The sequence below is a fragment of the Burkholderia sp. BCC0398 genome (assembly GCF_902833245.1).
Lineage (GTDB): Bacteria > Pseudomonadota > Gammaproteobacteria > Burkholderiales > Burkholderiaceae > Burkholderia > Burkholderia sola.
Window position 1 is genome coordinate 316,804 of the sequence record NZ_CADFEM010000005.1, and the last position, 14,896, is coordinate 331,699.

At 67.8% G+C, this 14,896-nt stretch carries 13 protein-coding genes; 3 read left to right on the top strand and 10 right to left on the bottom strand.

The window, feature by feature from the left end; translation table 11 throughout:
- Positions 1 to 12: 12 nt before the first annotated feature.
- Together HWX76_RS13320 and HWX76_RS13325 are read right to left on the bottom strand one after the other, a co-directional pair.
- On the bottom strand, positions 13 to 1,221 hold the full coding sequence (locus HWX76_RS13320; protein ID WP_176015908.1) for an ATP-grasp domain-containing protein: 1,209 nt from the start codon (positions 1,219 to 1,221) through the stop codon (positions 13 to 15).
- A 37-nt stretch (positions 1,222 to 1,258) separates the two neighbouring features.
- The gene (locus HWX76_RS13325; protein ID WP_124637515.1) at positions 1,259 to 2,203 is read right to left on the bottom strand and encodes a hypothetical protein; all 945 of its coding nucleotides are present in this window, start codon (positions 2,201 to 2,203) and stop codon (positions 1,259 to 1,261) included.
- 164 nt (positions 2,204 to 2,367) lie between these two features.
- Between HWX76_RS13325 and HWX76_RS13330 the strand changes: the two genes are divergently transcribed.
- Positions 2,368 to 3,243 carry a LysR substrate-binding domain-containing protein gene (locus tag HWX76_RS13330; RefSeq protein WP_176015909.1) on the top strand — a complete coding sequence of 292 codons (876 nt, stop codon included), beginning with the start codon at positions 2,368 to 2,370 and terminating at the stop codon, positions 3,241 to 3,243.
- An 18-nt stretch (positions 3,244 to 3,261) separates the two neighbouring features.
- Here the strand turns inward: HWX76_RS13330 and HWX76_RS13335 are convergent, their stop codons facing one another.
- Positions 3,262 to 4,530: an ATP-grasp domain-containing protein gene (locus tag HWX76_RS13335; RefSeq protein ID WP_050015362.1), complete on the bottom strand. Its 1,269-nt coding sequence runs from the start codon at positions 4,528 to 4,530 to the stop codon at positions 3,262 to 3,264.
- Positions 4,531 to 4,583: 53 nt separating this feature from the next.
- Positions 4,584 to 6,035 (bottom strand): MFS transporter, encoded by a 1,452-nt coding sequence (locus HWX76_RS13340; RefSeq protein ID WP_089490051.1) that lies wholly within the window; start codon positions 6,033 to 6,035, stop codon positions 4,584 to 4,586.
- A 404-nt stretch (positions 6,036 to 6,439) separates the two neighbouring features.
- Between HWX76_RS13340 and HWX76_RS13345 the strand changes: the two genes are divergently transcribed.
- Together HWX76_RS13345 and HWX76_RS13350 are read left to right on the top strand one after the other, a co-directional pair.
- Positions 6,440 to 7,561, top strand: a complete 1,122-nt coding sequence (locus tag HWX76_RS13345; RefSeq protein WP_176015910.1) for a TauD/TfdA family dioxygenase — start codon at positions 6,440 to 6,442, stop codon at positions 7,559 to 7,561.
- 96 nt (positions 7,562 to 7,657) lie between these two features.
- Entirely contained in the window at positions 7,658 to 8,608 is a 951-nt protein-coding gene (locus HWX76_RS13350; RefSeq protein WP_050015356.1) for an ABC transporter substrate-binding protein, read from the top strand.
- 107 nt (positions 8,609 to 8,715) lie between these two features.
- On the opposite strand, the gene HWX76_RS13355 is transcribed toward HWX76_RS13350, so the two are convergent.
- The 6 genes from HWX76_RS13355 to HWX76_RS13380 all read right to left on the bottom strand — a co-directional run bounded on the left by HWX76_RS13355 (position 8,716) and on the right by HWX76_RS13380 (position 14,196).
- Positions 8,716 to 9,255 carry an AidA/PixA family protein gene (locus tag HWX76_RS13355; RefSeq protein WP_124555463.1) on the bottom strand — a complete coding sequence of 180 codons (540 nt, stop codon included), beginning with the start codon at positions 9,253 to 9,255 and terminating at the stop codon, positions 8,716 to 8,718.
- 64 nt (positions 9,256 to 9,319) lie between these two features.
- Complete coding sequence (locus HWX76_RS13360) at positions 9,320 to 9,823, bottom strand: inclusion body family protein (RefSeq protein ID WP_050015353.1); 504 nt, start codon at positions 9,821 to 9,823, stop codon at positions 9,320 to 9,322.
- Between the two features lie 294 nt (positions 9,824 to 10,117).
- Complete coding sequence (locus tag HWX76_RS13365; protein WP_050015352.1) at positions 10,118 to 10,501, bottom strand: GtrA family protein; 384 nt, start codon at positions 10,499 to 10,501, stop codon at positions 10,118 to 10,120.
- Between the two features lie 12 nt (positions 10,502 to 10,513).
- Positions 10,514 to 11,557, bottom strand: coding sequence for a glycosyltransferase family 2 protein (locus tag HWX76_RS13370; protein WP_124555462.1), 1,044 nt, complete (start codon positions 11,555 to 11,557; stop codon positions 10,514 to 10,516).
- Positions 11,558 to 11,581: 24 nt separating this feature from the next.
- Positions 11,582 to 12,961: a glycosyltransferase family 87 protein gene (locus tag HWX76_RS13375; RefSeq protein WP_176015911.1), complete on the bottom strand. Its 1,380-nt coding sequence runs from the start codon at positions 12,959 to 12,961 to the stop codon at positions 11,582 to 11,584.
- The gene (locus HWX76_RS13380; RefSeq protein WP_050015347.1) at positions 12,958 to 14,196 is read right to left on the bottom strand and encodes a glycosyltransferase family 87 protein; all 1,239 of its coding nucleotides are present in this window, start codon (positions 14,194 to 14,196) and stop codon (positions 12,958 to 12,960) included. The genes HWX76_RS13375 and HWX76_RS13380 overlap by 4 nt, the downstream gene beginning before the upstream one ends.
- Positions 14,197 to 14,896: the final 700 nt, after the last annotated feature.

Below are 14,896 nucleotides of genomic sequence, written 5' to 3' on the forward strand. Positions count from 1 at the left end.
GCTCCCCCGAAGTCAGGCTGACTCGGTAGTTGATTTCAATTCACCGCACTCAGCCGCCAAACCCACGTCGTGCGCTGAACCGTGCACCGCCGGCAACGCTACCCGCACATAAAGAAACGCACGCCGTTCACGATCGGGCAGCACCTGCGGCCCATAGCTGATCCTGACCGCGCCATCGTCGATCTCGCCGCCTTGCGCGAAACGCCACGCACGGGGATCGCTGTCGAGCAGGAATTCGGCGCGCGCATACGCGTGCGGCTCGAACAGCTCGGGGATCGTTACCGCGCGCCCATCGAGCTTGTCGAGCAACGCGTCGACCACGTTGAAGCCGTAGCCGTCGCGCACGATGTCGCAGATGAAGCTGCCCGCGATGCGCGGATTCAGTTCGATCACGTGCGGCACGCGGTCGTGCACGATGCAGTCGAGATGCACGGGCCCCCACGTGAGCCCGGCGGCGGCCGTCGCGCGCGTGCCGACGTCGATCAGCGCACGCAGCGTGTCGGCGTCGAGATCGAGCTCGGACGTATACCCGCGTTCGAGAAAACCCGCGCCATGCCGCTTCAGCTTGCGCAGCGCGCCGACGTAGCGGCCGTCGAAATACTCGACGCAGTATTCGCTGCCGTCCAGGAATTCCTCGATGACGATGCGTTCGGTCGCAAGCGACGGTGCATCGGCCTGTGCGGTAGCGAGCGCGTCGAGCTGCGCGCGCACGGCCGCGATGTCCTCGCAGCGGCGCACGCCGTCGCTCGCGGAGCCTTCCGACGGCTTGACGACGACCGGAAAGCGCAACGGCGCCGCGGCGGCCGCGAGCGCCGCCGGCGCGGCGAGCGTGCCCGCGACGAACTGGGCGGCCGGGATTCCGTGCGCGGCGAGCAGCGCCTTCTGGTTCGACTTCGACACCGCATGCGCGACGTGCCGCGCATCGGGGCCGGGCAGGCCGAGCGCATCGGCGACCCACGCGGCGGTGCGCGCATAGCTGTCGTGCGCGGTCGTCACGCGCAGCGTGTCGAGTTCGTCCGGAAAGCGGGCGCGCAGCCAGTCGACGAGCTGGCCGGCGTCGGGCGCGAGGTTGACCGTCTCGACGCCGTCGGGAAACACGCCATCGAGACGATGGCCGGGTGCGGTGATGACGGTCACGGCCATCTGGCGTGCGATGGCGGCGCGCACCAGTGCGACGCTGCTGCCGGTGGCGCGTGCGCCGATCAAGATGAGTCGCTTCATGATGAATCCTGGATCGAGGGCGGAAGAGGGATGCCGGCTAGCGTGCGCGCCGGCGCAGTCGCTGCGCTTCGAGGCGCGGCAGCAGATGCTGGACGACGCGCGGCAGCGTATAGATCGGCAGCTGCGCGCACGCGAACACGAGCGCCATGGTCGGCGTCGCGGCGAGCCCGAGCGCGGCCCACATCAGCCCGACGTTGCGATTCGCGACGATCAGCGCGACGTTCAGGCGCGTGCGGACGTCGCCGGGCGTGAGCCCGTACGCGACGATCTGGAAGCCCGCGTTGACGGCGAATGCGAGTGCGATCGCCGTCAACGCGCGGTGCGGTGCGTCGATGATCGACTGCTGCATGCCGGCCATCGTGCCGAGCGCGAATATCAGCAGCGCGACGACGACGGTTGCATCGATCGGCGTCGCATGGCGCGCGAGTCGCGCGCCTGCAAAGCGCCGCACGAGCAGCGCGACGCCCTCGGCGCTGCCGATCAGCAGCGCGAGCCGCAGCGCGAGGCTCGACGGCGAAATCGACACCACCGCGTCGTGGCTGAACCACGCGGTCAGCAGCGGCGCGGTCAGCGGCACGAACACCATCGACGCGAGGGTCGCGACGAGCGCGACACTGGCGTCGAGCGACAGCATTCGCGCGATCGTCGACGTGCCGCTCGACGGCGGCGCGCAGTATGCGATCACCAGCGCGACGACCCAGTCGTACGGCAAACCCGCGAGCCGCGCGGCGATGCCGAGCGCGACCGGGCACGCGATCATCGTCACGGCGGGCAGCAGCAGCGACACGGCGGGCCGCCGTGCGACCGCGCGCACGGCGCTCGGCTCGACGCGCAGCAACGTGCCGAGCACGAACAGGAACACGGTAACGGGCATCAGCGGCCGTGCGAGATCCGCGAGCGGCGGCGCCAGCAACCCGAGGCCGACGCCGCACGCGAGCACGGTCGGGCCGCGCCGCACCAGCGCGGCGATCACTGCGCGCACGGACGAACCTCGGGCCGGCGGCGGACGGGAGTGAAGCCGAAGCAGGCAGCGGATGGCATGCGGATTCCTTGGAGAGGCGGCCGGCAGGGAATACCCGCTAGGCTAATCCCGATGATGAGCGAAGTAAAATGATATAAGATGAATCAGTAACAAGAGAAACTGATATGAACATCCCTCTGCTCGAAACTTTCCGGGCCGTCGTGCAGGAAGGCAGCGCGTTGCGTGCGGCCGAACGGCTCGGCTGTACGCAGTCGAACGTCACCGCGCGGCTGCGCCAGCTCGAAGAGTCGCTCGACGCGCTGCTGTTCGACCGGCACGGCAAGCGGCTGGTACTGAACGATGCCGGACGCCGGCTGATGCCGTATTGCGACCGCATCCTGCGCCTCGTCGACGAAGCGACGCAGGTGGTGCGCGAAACGCCGGTTGCCCGCAGTTTCCGGCTCGGCTCGATGGAAAGCACGGCCGCCACGCGGCTGCCGGCGCTGGCCGCCGCGCTGAAGGAGCGCGATCCGGCGCTCGGCCTCGCGGTGCAGATCGGCAGCGAGCCGGATCTGGCCGACGCGCTGCTGCGCGGCCGGCTCGACGCGGCGCTGACCGCACGCGCGGTGGTCCGGCCCGGGCTGCATTACGAGCCCGCGTTCGCGGAAGACATGGTGCTGGTGAGCGCGGCGACCGTCACGCGCCGGCAGCTGCTGGCCGACAACACGGTGCGCTTGCTCGCGTTTCACGACGGCTGTCCGTATCGCGCGGTCGCGGAGCACTGGTTGAAGGCGCGCGGCGTCGCGATCGAATCGGTGTCGTCGTTCGGCACGTTCGGCGCGATCCTCGGCTGCGTCGCGGCCGGGATGGGCGTCGCGATCCTGCCGAAACGGATCACGACCGAACACGTGGCGCGCAAGGAGCTGCGCACGCACGCATTCGACGATCTCGACAGCGTGACGACCTACCTCGTCACGCCCGACGAAGCGCCTGCGTTGCCCGAACTCGACGCGTTGCGCGCGGTGCTCGGCCGCCAGGCGGGTGCGCTGCTCGCGCGCTGACACACGCACGCCGCAGCCCTAGGCCGGCACGACCGCGCACTCATCCGCGAAGAAATCGGCCTCGATTTCGCGAATGCGCGCGCAGTCCTCGAGCAGTCGCTCGAACGTCGGGCTGTAGAGGCCGACCGTGCCGAGCGCCGTCTGCAGGTCGGTGGTCACGCGCAGCGTGTCGCCGACCTTGATCCACTGCTTGAGCCCGACGAACGACGGTAGCGCCTGGATCGCCTGCCACGTGAAATCCTGCCGCAGCACGCCGTTGCGCGACGACAGCAGCAGCACGTGCCCGCAGTACCCGTGAAAATCCGTCGGCGTGGCGACGTCGCCGAACAGCCGCTCCGGATGCAGCACGGCTTCGACGGTGGCCGACACGTGATTCTCGCCGCTGACCGCGCTCGTCAGCCGCGGGTCGAGGCTGCCGTGCAGCCGTGCGTTCAGCTCGACGATCGTCGGGCCGTCGGCCGTATCGAACAGCTCCAGATGAGTCGGCCCGAAGCGCACGTCGAGCGCGTCGAGCACGTCGGCCGCGTAGTCGAGCAGCGGCGCGTAGCGCGGGTCGGCGTGGTTCAGCACCAGCATCTTGTCGAGCCGCGGCGCGTGCGTGCGGTCGCGATGCACTTCCCACAGGCTGACCACGCGATGGCGGCCCTCGAACGACACCGAATCGACGATGTATTCCTGCCCTTCGGAGTAGCTCTGGATCACGATGTCGTCGTTCGGCTGGTTGTACAGCGAACGGGTGGCGAGCACGTCGCGCGCGGCGGCCTCGACCTGCGCGAGCGTCCGGCAGATCTTCACGCCGGCCACGCCCGCGCTGCGCGCCGGCTTCACGACGAGCGGCAAGGTACCGTGCGCGCGCGCCCAATCGAGCGCTTCGTCGACCGACGTGCTGTGGAAATGCGCGGGCGCGCGCAGCCCGGCCTGGCGAATGCGCTCGTTCATCGCGAACTTGTCGCGTCGCGCGGCGGAGGTCGCGAGCGGGTTGCGTGACGGCACGTCGAGCCGCTCGGCCAGCGTGTCGGCCAGCTCGAGCGCCGCGTCGAGACCGTGCAGCACCGCGCCGATCCGCAGGTCGCCCAGTTGCGCGAGCGTCGCGTCGATGTCGCCGCGATGCTGAACCTGCCTGATGTAGTCGGACGGCACGAACTGGTTTCGATAGATTGCCGGCAGATCGGGGTCGCTGATCACGTGCACGCAACGGATGCCGTAGGCGCGAAACGCGGGGGCCAGGTACGCGGCGGTCGACGCGCCGTCGACGATCAGGACGGTATCGATGAAGCGATGCTGCATGGATTCCTCGCTCGGATGGGGGATCGGTTGAAGGATGTCGTGCGGCAAGGTGCTCAGGCCCGCGTGCCGGCGTCGCGGGCGTCGCCGGGCCAGCGCACGGCGAGCACGACACAGACCGCGACGAGCGCGGCCGCGATGGCGAACGCGCGCGCCGCGCCGGCGACGATTGCCGCGCCCTGGCCGGCAACCAGCGCGCCGAGCGCGGCGACGCCGATCGCGGCGCCGACCTGGCGCGCGGTGTTGAGAATCGCGGACGCGGTGGCCGAGCGGCCGGCCTCGACGCTGCCGAGCATCGTCGACGTCAGCGCGGGAATCGCGATGCCGCCGCCGATCGCCATCGCCGCGAGCCCCGGCGCCAGCAGCGCGTACGGCGTGTGCGCGGCGAGCGTTTGCCACAGCCACACGTAGCCGGCGAGCGATACGGCGAGGCCGACGATGACGGTCGCGCGAAACCCGTAGCGGACCGCGAGCCGTGCGCTCGTGATGTTGGCGAGCATGATGATCGTGAGCGGCGCGAGCGCGAGCCCCGATTCGGTCGCCGTGAAGCCGCGCGCGTTCTGGAAATAGAGGCTCAGCGAGAAGATCAGCCCGTAGAACGCCGCATTCGTGACCGCGCCGATCGCGAGCACGCCCGGCACGCGGGCGATCCGGAAGAACGCGAGCTGGAGCATCGGCGCGGCCACGCGTCGCTCGATCGCGACGAACCATGCGCCGAGCACGGCCGACGCGATCAGCGCGGCGGCCGCATACGGATCGCCGATGCCGTGCGCACCGGCCCGGATGATCCCGCCGGTCAGCAGCCCGAGCACGAGCACCGCGACGATCTGGCCGGCCGGATCGAACAGCCGCGTGCGCGCAGCGGCCGAATCCTGCACGTGACGCAGCGTGAGCCATAGCCCGAGCGCGCAGATCGGCAGGTTGATGAAGAAGATCGCGCGCCAGCCGAGCGAATCGATCAGCAGGCCGCCGAGTGTCGGCCCGGCCGCGCTGATCGCGCCGCCCGTCGCGCTCCACCACGCGACGGCTTTGACGCGCGCGGCGGCATCGTCGGCGCACGCATGCGTGATCAGCGCGAGCGACGTGGGCAGGATCATCGCGGCGCCGACGCCTTGCGCGACGCGTGCGGCGACCAGCGCGGCCAGCGACGGCGCGAGCGCGCAGCCGAGCGACGCGAGCAGGAACAGCGCGAGACCGTGTGCGAACAGCCGGCGGCTGCCGAAGCGGTCGGCCAGCGTGCCGGACGTCAGCAGCAGCGCGGCGAACGACAGCGTGTACGCATCGACGATCCACTGCAGCCCGTGGACGCTCGATCCGAATGCGTGGCCGAGGCTCGGAATCGCGACGTTGACGACGGTCACGTCGAGCTGGACGATCGCGAAGCCGAGGCTCGCGGCCGCGACGGTCGGGAAGATCGCGCGTAGCGACGTGCGGGGCGGAGTCGCGGCGGCGGTCGGCGCGCGCTCGACGCGGTCGACGTGCTCGAGTGCCGGGGCATGGTCGCTCATCGCGGCTCCCACGGCAGATGGGGCGTGCGGGACATAGGGCACAACAGGCGGTATCGAGTCATCTGGCGGGTTCCCGTAGGGAGATGAACGGAGCCGGCTTCTCGTCGGGAGCCGGCCGCATCGTCGAATCCGACAGAAAACTAGCATCAACCCGTTAGCGAATACAAATAATAAGCAACGATTTTTTAACAAGTATTCGTGTTAAAGGACGGCGCATACGACGTGAACCGGTTCCGTCCGCATTGCTGAACTTATATCGATAATTTTTGTTTGCAATCGCATTAATATCATTTCGCAATGCAATGACGGTCTCCTAGTCTTGTCGAGCGCTTCGCACCGAGGACGGCGGGGCGCGGCGGCGATGCCACGCCGCTCTTCGAACCAGATCTTTATACGAGAGACTTATGACCTATCTCGCAGATGAACGTATTGCTTTGACCGCGGCGGAATCCGCTCACATCCGCAAGACGCTCGGCGCGCTGGATTACGACCCGGCCGGCGGCGCGGGCTATATCAGCGCAGTCCGCAAGCTGGCCTACAACGCGTTTCCCGACCGGATCGTCGACGCATTCGATCGGGCGAAGGCGCTGACCGCGGACGCGCACGGCTCGATCGAGATCGACAACCTGCCGATCGACGACGGCGTGACGGGCAGCCCGCGGTTCGAGGAAACCGGCCGCTCGTTCAAGGCCGGCGTGCTGAGCGAGAACGTGCTGGTCGCGTTGAGCACGCTGGCCGGCGAGCCGTACTCGATCGCGCACGAAGGCCGCGAGCTGGTGAACAACCTGACGCCGCACAAGGCGACCGCGCGCGACTACACGGGCCTCGGCTCGGAGGTCGAGCTGGACTTCCATATCGAGAACGCCGCGCAGGCGCACATGCCGGAAGGCGACACGTCGCCGTTCGCGCTGCTGCTGCTCGGCGTGCGCAGCGAGGCCGGCGGCGGCCCGTACACGCGGCTCGCCGATGCGCGTCGCGCGCTGCAACTGCTGTCGCCGGACGATATCGCGCAACTCTACGGCGAGCACTACATCATTCGCGTGCCGTACCGGTGGCGCGGCGCCGCGCCTACGCCGCGCGACAACACCGACCTGAGAGCCGTGCTGTCGGGGCCGCTCGAGGCGCCGCGCGTGACGGTCGCGTTCTATCCGGACATGGTGCTGGCGGTCAACGCGCGCGCGCAGGAAGCGCTCGCCAACCTGTATCGCGCGGTGCGCGAGGTGTCGTTCGGCGTGCAGGTGTCGCCGGGCAAGCTGGTGCTGATCAACAACCACTTCACGCTGCATTCGCGCGACCGCTTCGACCCGCAGTACGACGAGAACGACCGCGCGTTCCGCTGGGTGCAGCGCGTGTTCGTCGCGCGCAGCCTGTGGAACTTCCGCGCGTTCACGTCGCTGCAAGCGCGTGTGTTCGATCCGAAGGCGGTGTATGCGGGCGAGTCGGCGCACGCGAGGCGTCCGTCGTCCGTCGTGCAACCGGCGACGCAGCGTGCGGCCTCGGTCGAACTCGAAGCGACGCCTGCGTGATCGACCCGGCGGGGCAGCGACTGGCGCCGAACGTTGCCAGCCCGCTGCCCGCGCTCGCTCCCAGCATCCTCGAATAAAAACAGGAATCCACAAGAAATGAGAAGAACCGCCTTTCCCGTTGGGCGCATCGCCCGCGTGCTGGCCGTCGCGCTGATCGCCGCGAGCGCCGGAAGCGCCGTCACCGCGCGCGCTGCATCGTTCGACCTGAGCCCCGAGCAGCCGGCCCGGCAGCGCGGCGCCGTGAACCCGGCGGTCGAGCAGGCGCTGCCGGCCGGCTTCCGGTTTGCCGAAGCGAACACGCTGACGATCGGCATCGCGCCGAACCTGCCGCCGCTCAGCACCTATGCGACCGACGCGCGCACGGTGGTCGGCTTCGATCCCGATCTCGCGCAGCTGATCGCGGACAGCGTCGGCCGCAAGCTGAAAATCGTGCCGCTCGCATGGGCCGACTGGCCGCTCGCGCTGCAGTCCGGCAAGGTCGACGCGGTGATCTCGAACGTGACGGTGACCGAGCAGCGCAAGGAGAAGTTCGACTTCTCGACCTACCGGAAGGACCAGCTCGGCTTCTACGTGAAGACCAACAGCAAGCTTGCCGCGATCCGCGAGCCGAAGGACGTCGCCGGGCTGCGCGTCGTGACCGATTCGGGCACGAACCAGGAAAAGATCCTGCTCGAATGGAACCGGCAGAACGTCGCGCGCGGCCTCGCGCCGATCGAGATCCAGTATTACGCGGATGCGGCCGAGCGTTGGGTCGCGCTGCAGTCGGGCCGCGTCGACACGATCTTCAGCGTGAATTCGATGCTCGCGTACCAGGCGTCGCTGCGCGGCGATGCGAAACTGATCGGTACCGTCAGCGGCGGCTGGCCGCGCACCGCCGATATCGCGATCACGACCCGCAAGGGCAGCGGCCTCGCCGATCCGCTGACGCTCGCGATCAATGCGCTGATCGCGAACGGCAGCTACCGGAAGGCGCTCGATCACTGGCGGCTGGACGCCGAAGCGATCGACCGGTCGCAGACCAATCCGCCGGGGCTGCCGCGCACCTGAGTACCGCACGCGGCGGGGCGCACGTGAGCGTCGTCGTAGTCGTCCTCCGCCCCGGCCGCGTTGAAACCGGTAGTCGGCGGCTGCTTGAAATAGCCGTCGCGATCCGGTTACGGCTTGGCGCCGGGCGGTTTCGCGTCCGGCTGGCTGGCGGCGATCTCGATCGTCGTTTCCCAGCGGAAATAGCCCGACACGGCGCCGTCGCGATCGAGCACCGCGAAATCGGCCGTGCACGAGGTGGCGCCCGCGGCCAGCACCTCGCTGCGCCAGAAATGGTCTTTCATCGGCCGGCACGACGGATGCAGCAGATCGTCGCCGTCCGGCACCGGCACGGCGGCGTCGCGGATTTCCGCTTCGATCGGCGCGACGATGCCGGCGTCCTTCAACGCGAACCGGACGAACAGCACGGTCGCCTCCGCACGCAGCGCGAGCGCGGTTTCGCGCAGATGAAGCTGGTCGCCCGGCAACAGGCCGGCGAAGAGCCGGTTGTCGTTGCGGCCGACCTGCCCGGTGTCGCCGGGGCTCAACACGTAGATGTGCCGGCCGTCGATCGCGGTCGGCGCGTCGGCGTCCCGGCTCGCATCGGGATAGGCCGACAGCAGCGTGACGGCGTCGACGATCGCCAGGACATCGTAACGAACACCAGACATGAGCACGCCCTCCGCAACAAGGGAGCGGCACGGACGGCCGTCGTGCGCCGCCCGCGTGCCGCGATCAGTTATGGATCGAGATGAACGGATCCCACGAGAAGCAGCCCTGGCTCTGGCAATTGCGATCGATGATCTGGAACTGGAAGTGGTAGGTCACGCGGCCGACCTTCAGGCATTCGGAAGACCAGTAGTAGTTCGCGACCTTCTGGCACGTCGGCACTTCCGGTTTGCTCGTGTTCGGCACCGGGATCGACGCTTCCGCGACGCGCGGCGTCGGCGTCGAGATCAGGTCGTTGCCGGCGTTGCCGACGAACTTGTAGAACACCACCTGGTTTTCGAAGCCCAGCGACAGGCTCGTTTCGCGCCAGCGGATCAGGTCGCCGACCTGCGCCTTCAGATCGAGCTCGCCGCCCGCCTGCCCGGAGATGACGTTGTCCTGATTCGTCACCATATACACGTAATGCCAGTCGATCAGCGTCGGCGCGGCCGGATTCTTGCTGGGATTCGGATATTTTTTGAGAATGGTTTCGGTATCGAACGAGACGAGCACATCGGTAACGCGTGACATAGAAGCTCCCGTTTCAAGTAATGGAACTTATCGTTTCGAGAATTGCTTCATGCGGCCGCCATCGCGTTGTGCTGCAAGGGTTTTCGCCGGATTCGACGCATGCAGAAGCGACGGCGAATGCAGATTATCCCGTTTGGTTAATCGTGGAAGCTGTAAAAGTAAACAGGTCGGAAAATGATTTATCGGGTTAATTTTGAAATCGTAATCAATCGAATCGATGCGTGACATAAATATCACGAAATTGAATCTGTTAATTGATTGACCGATTATTGGCGGGAGCGGGAAGCGGGCCGCTTACCGGTACGTCCAGAGCCGGTGCAGCACGAACGTCGTCGGCGGAATCAGCAGCGCGATCGCGACGACGCTCATCGCGCGCGACGCATCCAGCGCCTCGGCGGCGCGTGCAAGCAGCATCGTTTCGACGAACCCGACGAGCGTGACCGCGAGAAAGCGCGTCGCGTTGCGGGTGCGCACCGTCGACGAGAAGCTCCACAGCGTATTCGCCAGATACGAGAACCCGGTCGCGCAGAGGAACGCGACCGCATTCGCGGTCACCGGCGTCGCATCGAACAGCGCGAACAGGGCGGCCGCGACCAGCGAGTGGATCGCGGTCGAGCCGAGCCCGGACACGCCGAAGCGCACGAGCCGCGTGCGCTCGGCCTGCAGCAGCGCGATCATGGCGCCTGCGCGTCAGCGCGCGCCGATGCGCGCCCGGACCGGCTGCGCGCGCCGGCGTGCGGGCTGGCGGCGTGCGTCGCGCGCGACCGGCAGTTCGATCACCTTGCCGTGCGTCTGGTAGCGGCGGCGGATCAGGTACACGGGCCGTTGCTTCGATTCGTCGTAGATCCGCCCGACGTATTCGCCGACGACGCCGATCCCGATCAGCTCGATGCCGCCGATGAACAGCGTGACCGAGATCAGCGACGCGTAGCCGAGCACCGGATTGCCGAACAGCAGCGTGCGCAGGATGATGAACGTGCCGTACACGAATGCGAGCGCCGCGATGCCGATGCCGATGTAGGTCCAGCTGCGCAGCGGCACGGTGCTGAAGCTGGTGATGCCTTCCAGTGCGAAATTCCACAGCTTCCACCCGGAGAATTTCGAGTGCCCGGCGCTGCGCGGATCGCGCTGGTATTCGACGATCACGGTCTTGTAGCCGACCCACGCGAACAGGCCCTTCATGAAGCGGTGCCGCTCGGGCAGGTTGCGCAGCGCGTTCACGACCTTGCGATCCATCAACCGGAAATCGCCGACGTTCTCCGGCAGCTTCACGTCCGACAGCAGGTTGTGCACGCGATAGTAGATCGCGGCGGCGGTGCGCTTGGCGAACGAATCGCATGCGCGGTTGCTGCGCTTGGCCGCGACGACCTCCGCGCCGTCGCGCCAGTGCTCGATCAGCACCGGAATCAGGCTCGGCGGGTCCTGCAGGTCGGCGTCGAGCGGGATCACTGCATCGCCGGCGGCTTCGTCGAGGCCGGCCGTCAGCGCGGCCTCCTTGCCGAAATTGCGGGTGAGATCGATGACGCGCACGCGCCGCTCGGCGGCGCCGATCCGGACCAGACGTTCCAGCGTGTCGTCGCGGCTGCCGTCGTTCACGCAGACGATCTCGAAGCGGATCGCATCGATCGCGCTCATCAGCGGAATCACGACATCGAAGAAGCGCTCGACGGCTTCGCCTTCGTTGTAGAACGGCACGACCAGCGAGACGAGCGGCGTGTAGATGGATTCCCGCATGATGATTCCCCTTGTGATGTCGTTTTACCGGTGGGCGCCGAGCGTCAGGCGGCCGGTGCGGCGCATGCCGTGCGCCGGGCGGTGGTGCGGTCGGACCGGGTGCGCGAATTCGGTCTCGGTCGAGATGTCGCGCGCGTCGGGCATCGACGGCACGTCGCGTCTTTCCTGGGCGATCCGGCTGACGAGCAGCGCGAGCGACGCGAGCGTCACGAGCGGCATGAACTGGAACGACAGATGCGGGACGATCGCGAGGCTCGCGAGCGGCATCGGCCACAGCAGCATCAGCCATTCGCGATCGAAGCGCCGCCAGCCGTGCGTCCACGCATAGCGTGCGTACCACGCGATCACGATGCCGTACCACGTCAGGTCGTAGTCGTACAGATAGGGGCTGACGAGCAGGCATGCGCATGCGAGGGTCGCGGCGCGCAGCGCGTACGAACACGCGCCGCGCCATGCATAGACGACCGCGATCGCCGCGCCCGCCGCCGACAGCAGTTGAAGGCCGCGCGCGACGAGCGCGGGCCAGCCGGCCATCGTCGCCAGCGCGAACATGGTCGGCATCCGCGCGAGCTTCGCGTGGCCGGTGCCGACGATCGTATAGACGTGGGCGATCAACTGGATGAACGCGATCCATGGGCCGACGCCGAACGCGAGCGTCGCGAGCAGCGCGCCGACGGCGATCGTCGCGGCCCATGCGCCCAGCGCGCGCCATTGGCCGGCACACAGCAGCGCGAGCGGGAACAGCACCGCGAGCTGCGGCTTCATCGTCAGCAACCCGAAACAGATGCCGGCGCAGACGGGGCGGCGGTTCAGCGCGAGCAGGCCGAACGCGGCGAGCGTCGCGGTGAAGAGGCTCGTCTGCCCGACGATCACCGTAAGGAACGCGCCGGGGAACGCAAGCGCGCACAGCCACGCGGCGTCGCGCTGCACGGTCGCGCGCATCGCCCCGGCGAACAGCGCATACGCGGTCGCGAGCCACAGCACGAGCGCCAGCGTGTACGGCAGCCAGCCAAGCGGCAGCACGAGCAGCAGCATCGTCGGCGGATAGAGCCACGGCAGCGTGCCGTCCGCGAGGGTCATCGTCGGGATGGCGAGTTGTTGCACCGCGAACAGCGTGGAGTAATGCCACGCGTCGGCGCCACGTCCGTGCGCGGCGAGCCATGCGGCGCTCCAGACCGGCGAGAAATCCTGCGACAGCGGCTCCAGCGCGCCGTCGTGCGACAAGTGCACGCGGATCAGGTAGATGACGATGAACAGCAGCTCCGTCAACAGCACGCCGGCGGCATAGAGCCGTACGCGATCGCGGTTGAGCCAGTGCGGATGGCGGCGCGGGCCGGCGATTGGGAGTTCCGGATGCAGGTCGGCGGCCGAGTGCGCGTGGCGGGCGAACGATGGCGTTTTCATCGTGCGCTCCGCGAGGCAAGCGCCGTGCGGCGCACCACCACGAACAGCACCGCGAGCAGCACGACCGGCCCGATCTGCGGCAGCTTCATCAGCCGGTTCAGCATTTCGAAGATGGGCAGCAGCCACGCCAGCACGAGGATGCCCTGGTCGCCGGGCAGCCAGCCTTCGTCGAGACCGTGCGCGATCAGACAGAAGACCGCGATGCCGAGCCACGTCAGTTCGTAGTTCCACAGGTACGGCGTCGTCAGCAGCGTGGCGACCGCCAGCACCGCGCCGCGCAGTCGCATGTCGCGCGTGCGGCGCCATACGTCGACGGCCGCGGCGAGTGCGACGAGCGCGACCGCCGCCTGCGCGGCCAGCGCGGCCGCCACCGGCGCGCCAGCCAGCCGCAGCGCGGCGAACGGCGTCGGCGACGCGAGCCAGTACGACGCGAGCATGAAGTGCTGCTCGCGCACCGTCGACATCGCATGACTCAACCCGTGCAGCGCGGCGGGGCCGGCCAGTGCGACGCCGGCGGCCGCGAACAGCGTCGCGCTGAGCCCGGCCGCCGCGAAGGTGCGCCATGCGCGCGTCGCGATCAGCACGAACGGGAACACGACCGCGAGTTGCGGCTTGATCGCGAGCAGCCCGATCAGCACGCCCGCCACGACCGGACGCTTGCCGAGCAGATGCAGCGCGAGCGCGGCGAGGCCGGCGGTCAGGATGCTGTTCTGGCCGAACAGCGCGGACATGCACACGGCCGAATACGCGACGACGACGAGCGCCGCGGCGCGCGGCACGGGAAGATGCGCGCGCAGCCCCGACAACCGCGAGACGGCGAACGCGTAGCATAAAAGACTGCCCGCGAAAAAGAGGAAGTAAGCGGGCAGGAAAGGCACGAGGGCAACCGGAGCGATGAACAGCAGCATCGTCGGCGGATAGAGCCAGGGAAGCGGCCGGTTTTGCAGATACGCACCGAAGTGCGCGAACTCGGCCTGCAGGAATGACGACGTGTCGTAGGCCGCCGCGGCGTGGCCTTGCAACACGAGATGCGATGCGGTCCAGAAGACCGAGAAGTCGGTGCCGGGGCGGGCGGTGGCGTTCGACGTGAAGCCGTCGGTCACGACACCCCAGACGATCAGCAGCGCAACGAAGAGCGCCAGCATGATGCAGCTGTACGGAATGATCCGGTCGGCCGTCAGCCATTGAGCACAGCGTATTGCGCGATCGCGCGTTCCACGATTGGCTGTGTACATGATGCCCCGTCTGTGGTGTGGCCGCGTGGTCTGTCGCGGCCGTTCGATGTTGTCGTGCCTGCGGATCGATCGCTCTGAAATGGCGTTGTCCGTGAATTCATTGTTGAAGAAAAAAACGCGTGATGCAAACCAGGCACGGCCGGACGGCATTGAATGTGTTCAGCGATTCGGGCGAAAACCGCCATTTCTGGTATGAGAAAACGCCGCCGCCGGAATTTGTGTTTCTGGCCTGAAACATTCCGTGATTGTTACCGACCGGGCATGCCGCCGAACCCGCGACGCTCGGGCAACGCGCGGCGTTCGGGAAAATCCCGAGAAAATTTTTTAGGCCCTTTGTGCAGCGCGATGACGGGGTTTCATGCCGGCTGGATGCGCCCGACCCGCATATATCAAAGTTGAAACATTTCGGCAGCCGGGCGTTTGACGGGCTGGCGTGCGGATCGCCGAAACCCTTGGTACGCCTCGATTCCGCCCGGGATGGTCCGCTCTTTGCGTAAGCGTTGGCACGGCAGTCGACGACGTGGCGAGCGGGCGGTTCAGGCAACAGGCAGCGGAACCGGCTCGCGAATCGCCTGCGGCAAGGATGGTCCGGAGCGCGTCGGGGAACAGCAGCTCCAGATCCATCAACCGCGGGAACCGTCGTCGAACGACCCACCAGACCTGGCAGCTTCCGGGCAATAAGAAATCGGCATGGCAGTAC

Excerpts from the sequence above, each read along its gene's own strand:
- HWX76_RS13380 (WP_050015347.1), bottom strand. The coding sequence starts at position 14,196 with ATGTACACAGCCAATCGTGGAACGCGCGATCGCGCAATACGCTGTGCT.
- HWX76_RS13365 (WP_050015352.1), bottom strand. The coding sequence starts at position 10,501 with ATGATCGCGCTGCTGCAGGCCGAGCGCACGCGGCTCGTGCGCTTCGGC.
- HWX76_RS13375 (WP_176015911.1), bottom strand. The coding sequence starts at position 12,961 with ATGAAAACGCCATCGTTCGCCCGCCACGCGCACTCGGCCGCCGACCTG.
- HWX76_RS13360 (WP_050015353.1), bottom strand. The coding sequence starts at position 9,823 with ATGTCACGCGTTACCGATGTGCTCGTCTCGTTCGATACCGAAACCATT.
- HWX76_RS13340 (WP_089490051.1), bottom strand. The coding sequence starts at position 6,035 with ATGAGCGACCATGCCCCGGCACTCGAGCACGTCGACCGCGTCGAGCGC.
- HWX76_RS13370 (WP_124555462.1), bottom strand. The coding sequence starts at position 11,557 with ATGCGGGAATCCATCTACACGCCGCTCGTCTCGCTGGTCGTGCCGTTC.
- HWX76_RS13320 (WP_176015908.1), bottom strand. The coding sequence starts at position 1,221 with ATGAAGCGACTCATCTTGATCGGCGCACGCGCCACCGGCAGCAGCGTC.
- HWX76_RS13335 (WP_050015362.1), bottom strand. The coding sequence starts at position 4,530 with ATGCAGCATCGCTTCATCGATACCGTCCTGATCGTCGACGGCGCGTCG.
- HWX76_RS13345 (WP_176015910.1), top strand. The coding sequence starts at position 6,440 with ATGACCTATCTCGCAGATGAACGTATTGCTTTGACCGCGGCGGAATCC.
- HWX76_RS13330 (WP_176015909.1), top strand. The coding sequence starts at position 2,368 with ATGAACATCCCTCTGCTCGAAACTTTCCGGGCCGTCGTGCAGGAAGGC.
- HWX76_RS13355 (WP_124555463.1), bottom strand. The coding sequence starts at position 9,255 with ATGTCTGGTGTTCGTTACGATGTCCTGGCGATCGTCGACGCCGTCACG.
- HWX76_RS13350 (WP_050015356.1), top strand. The coding sequence starts at position 7,658 with ATGAGAAGAACCGCCTTTCCCGTTGGGCGCATCGCCCGCGTGCTGGCC.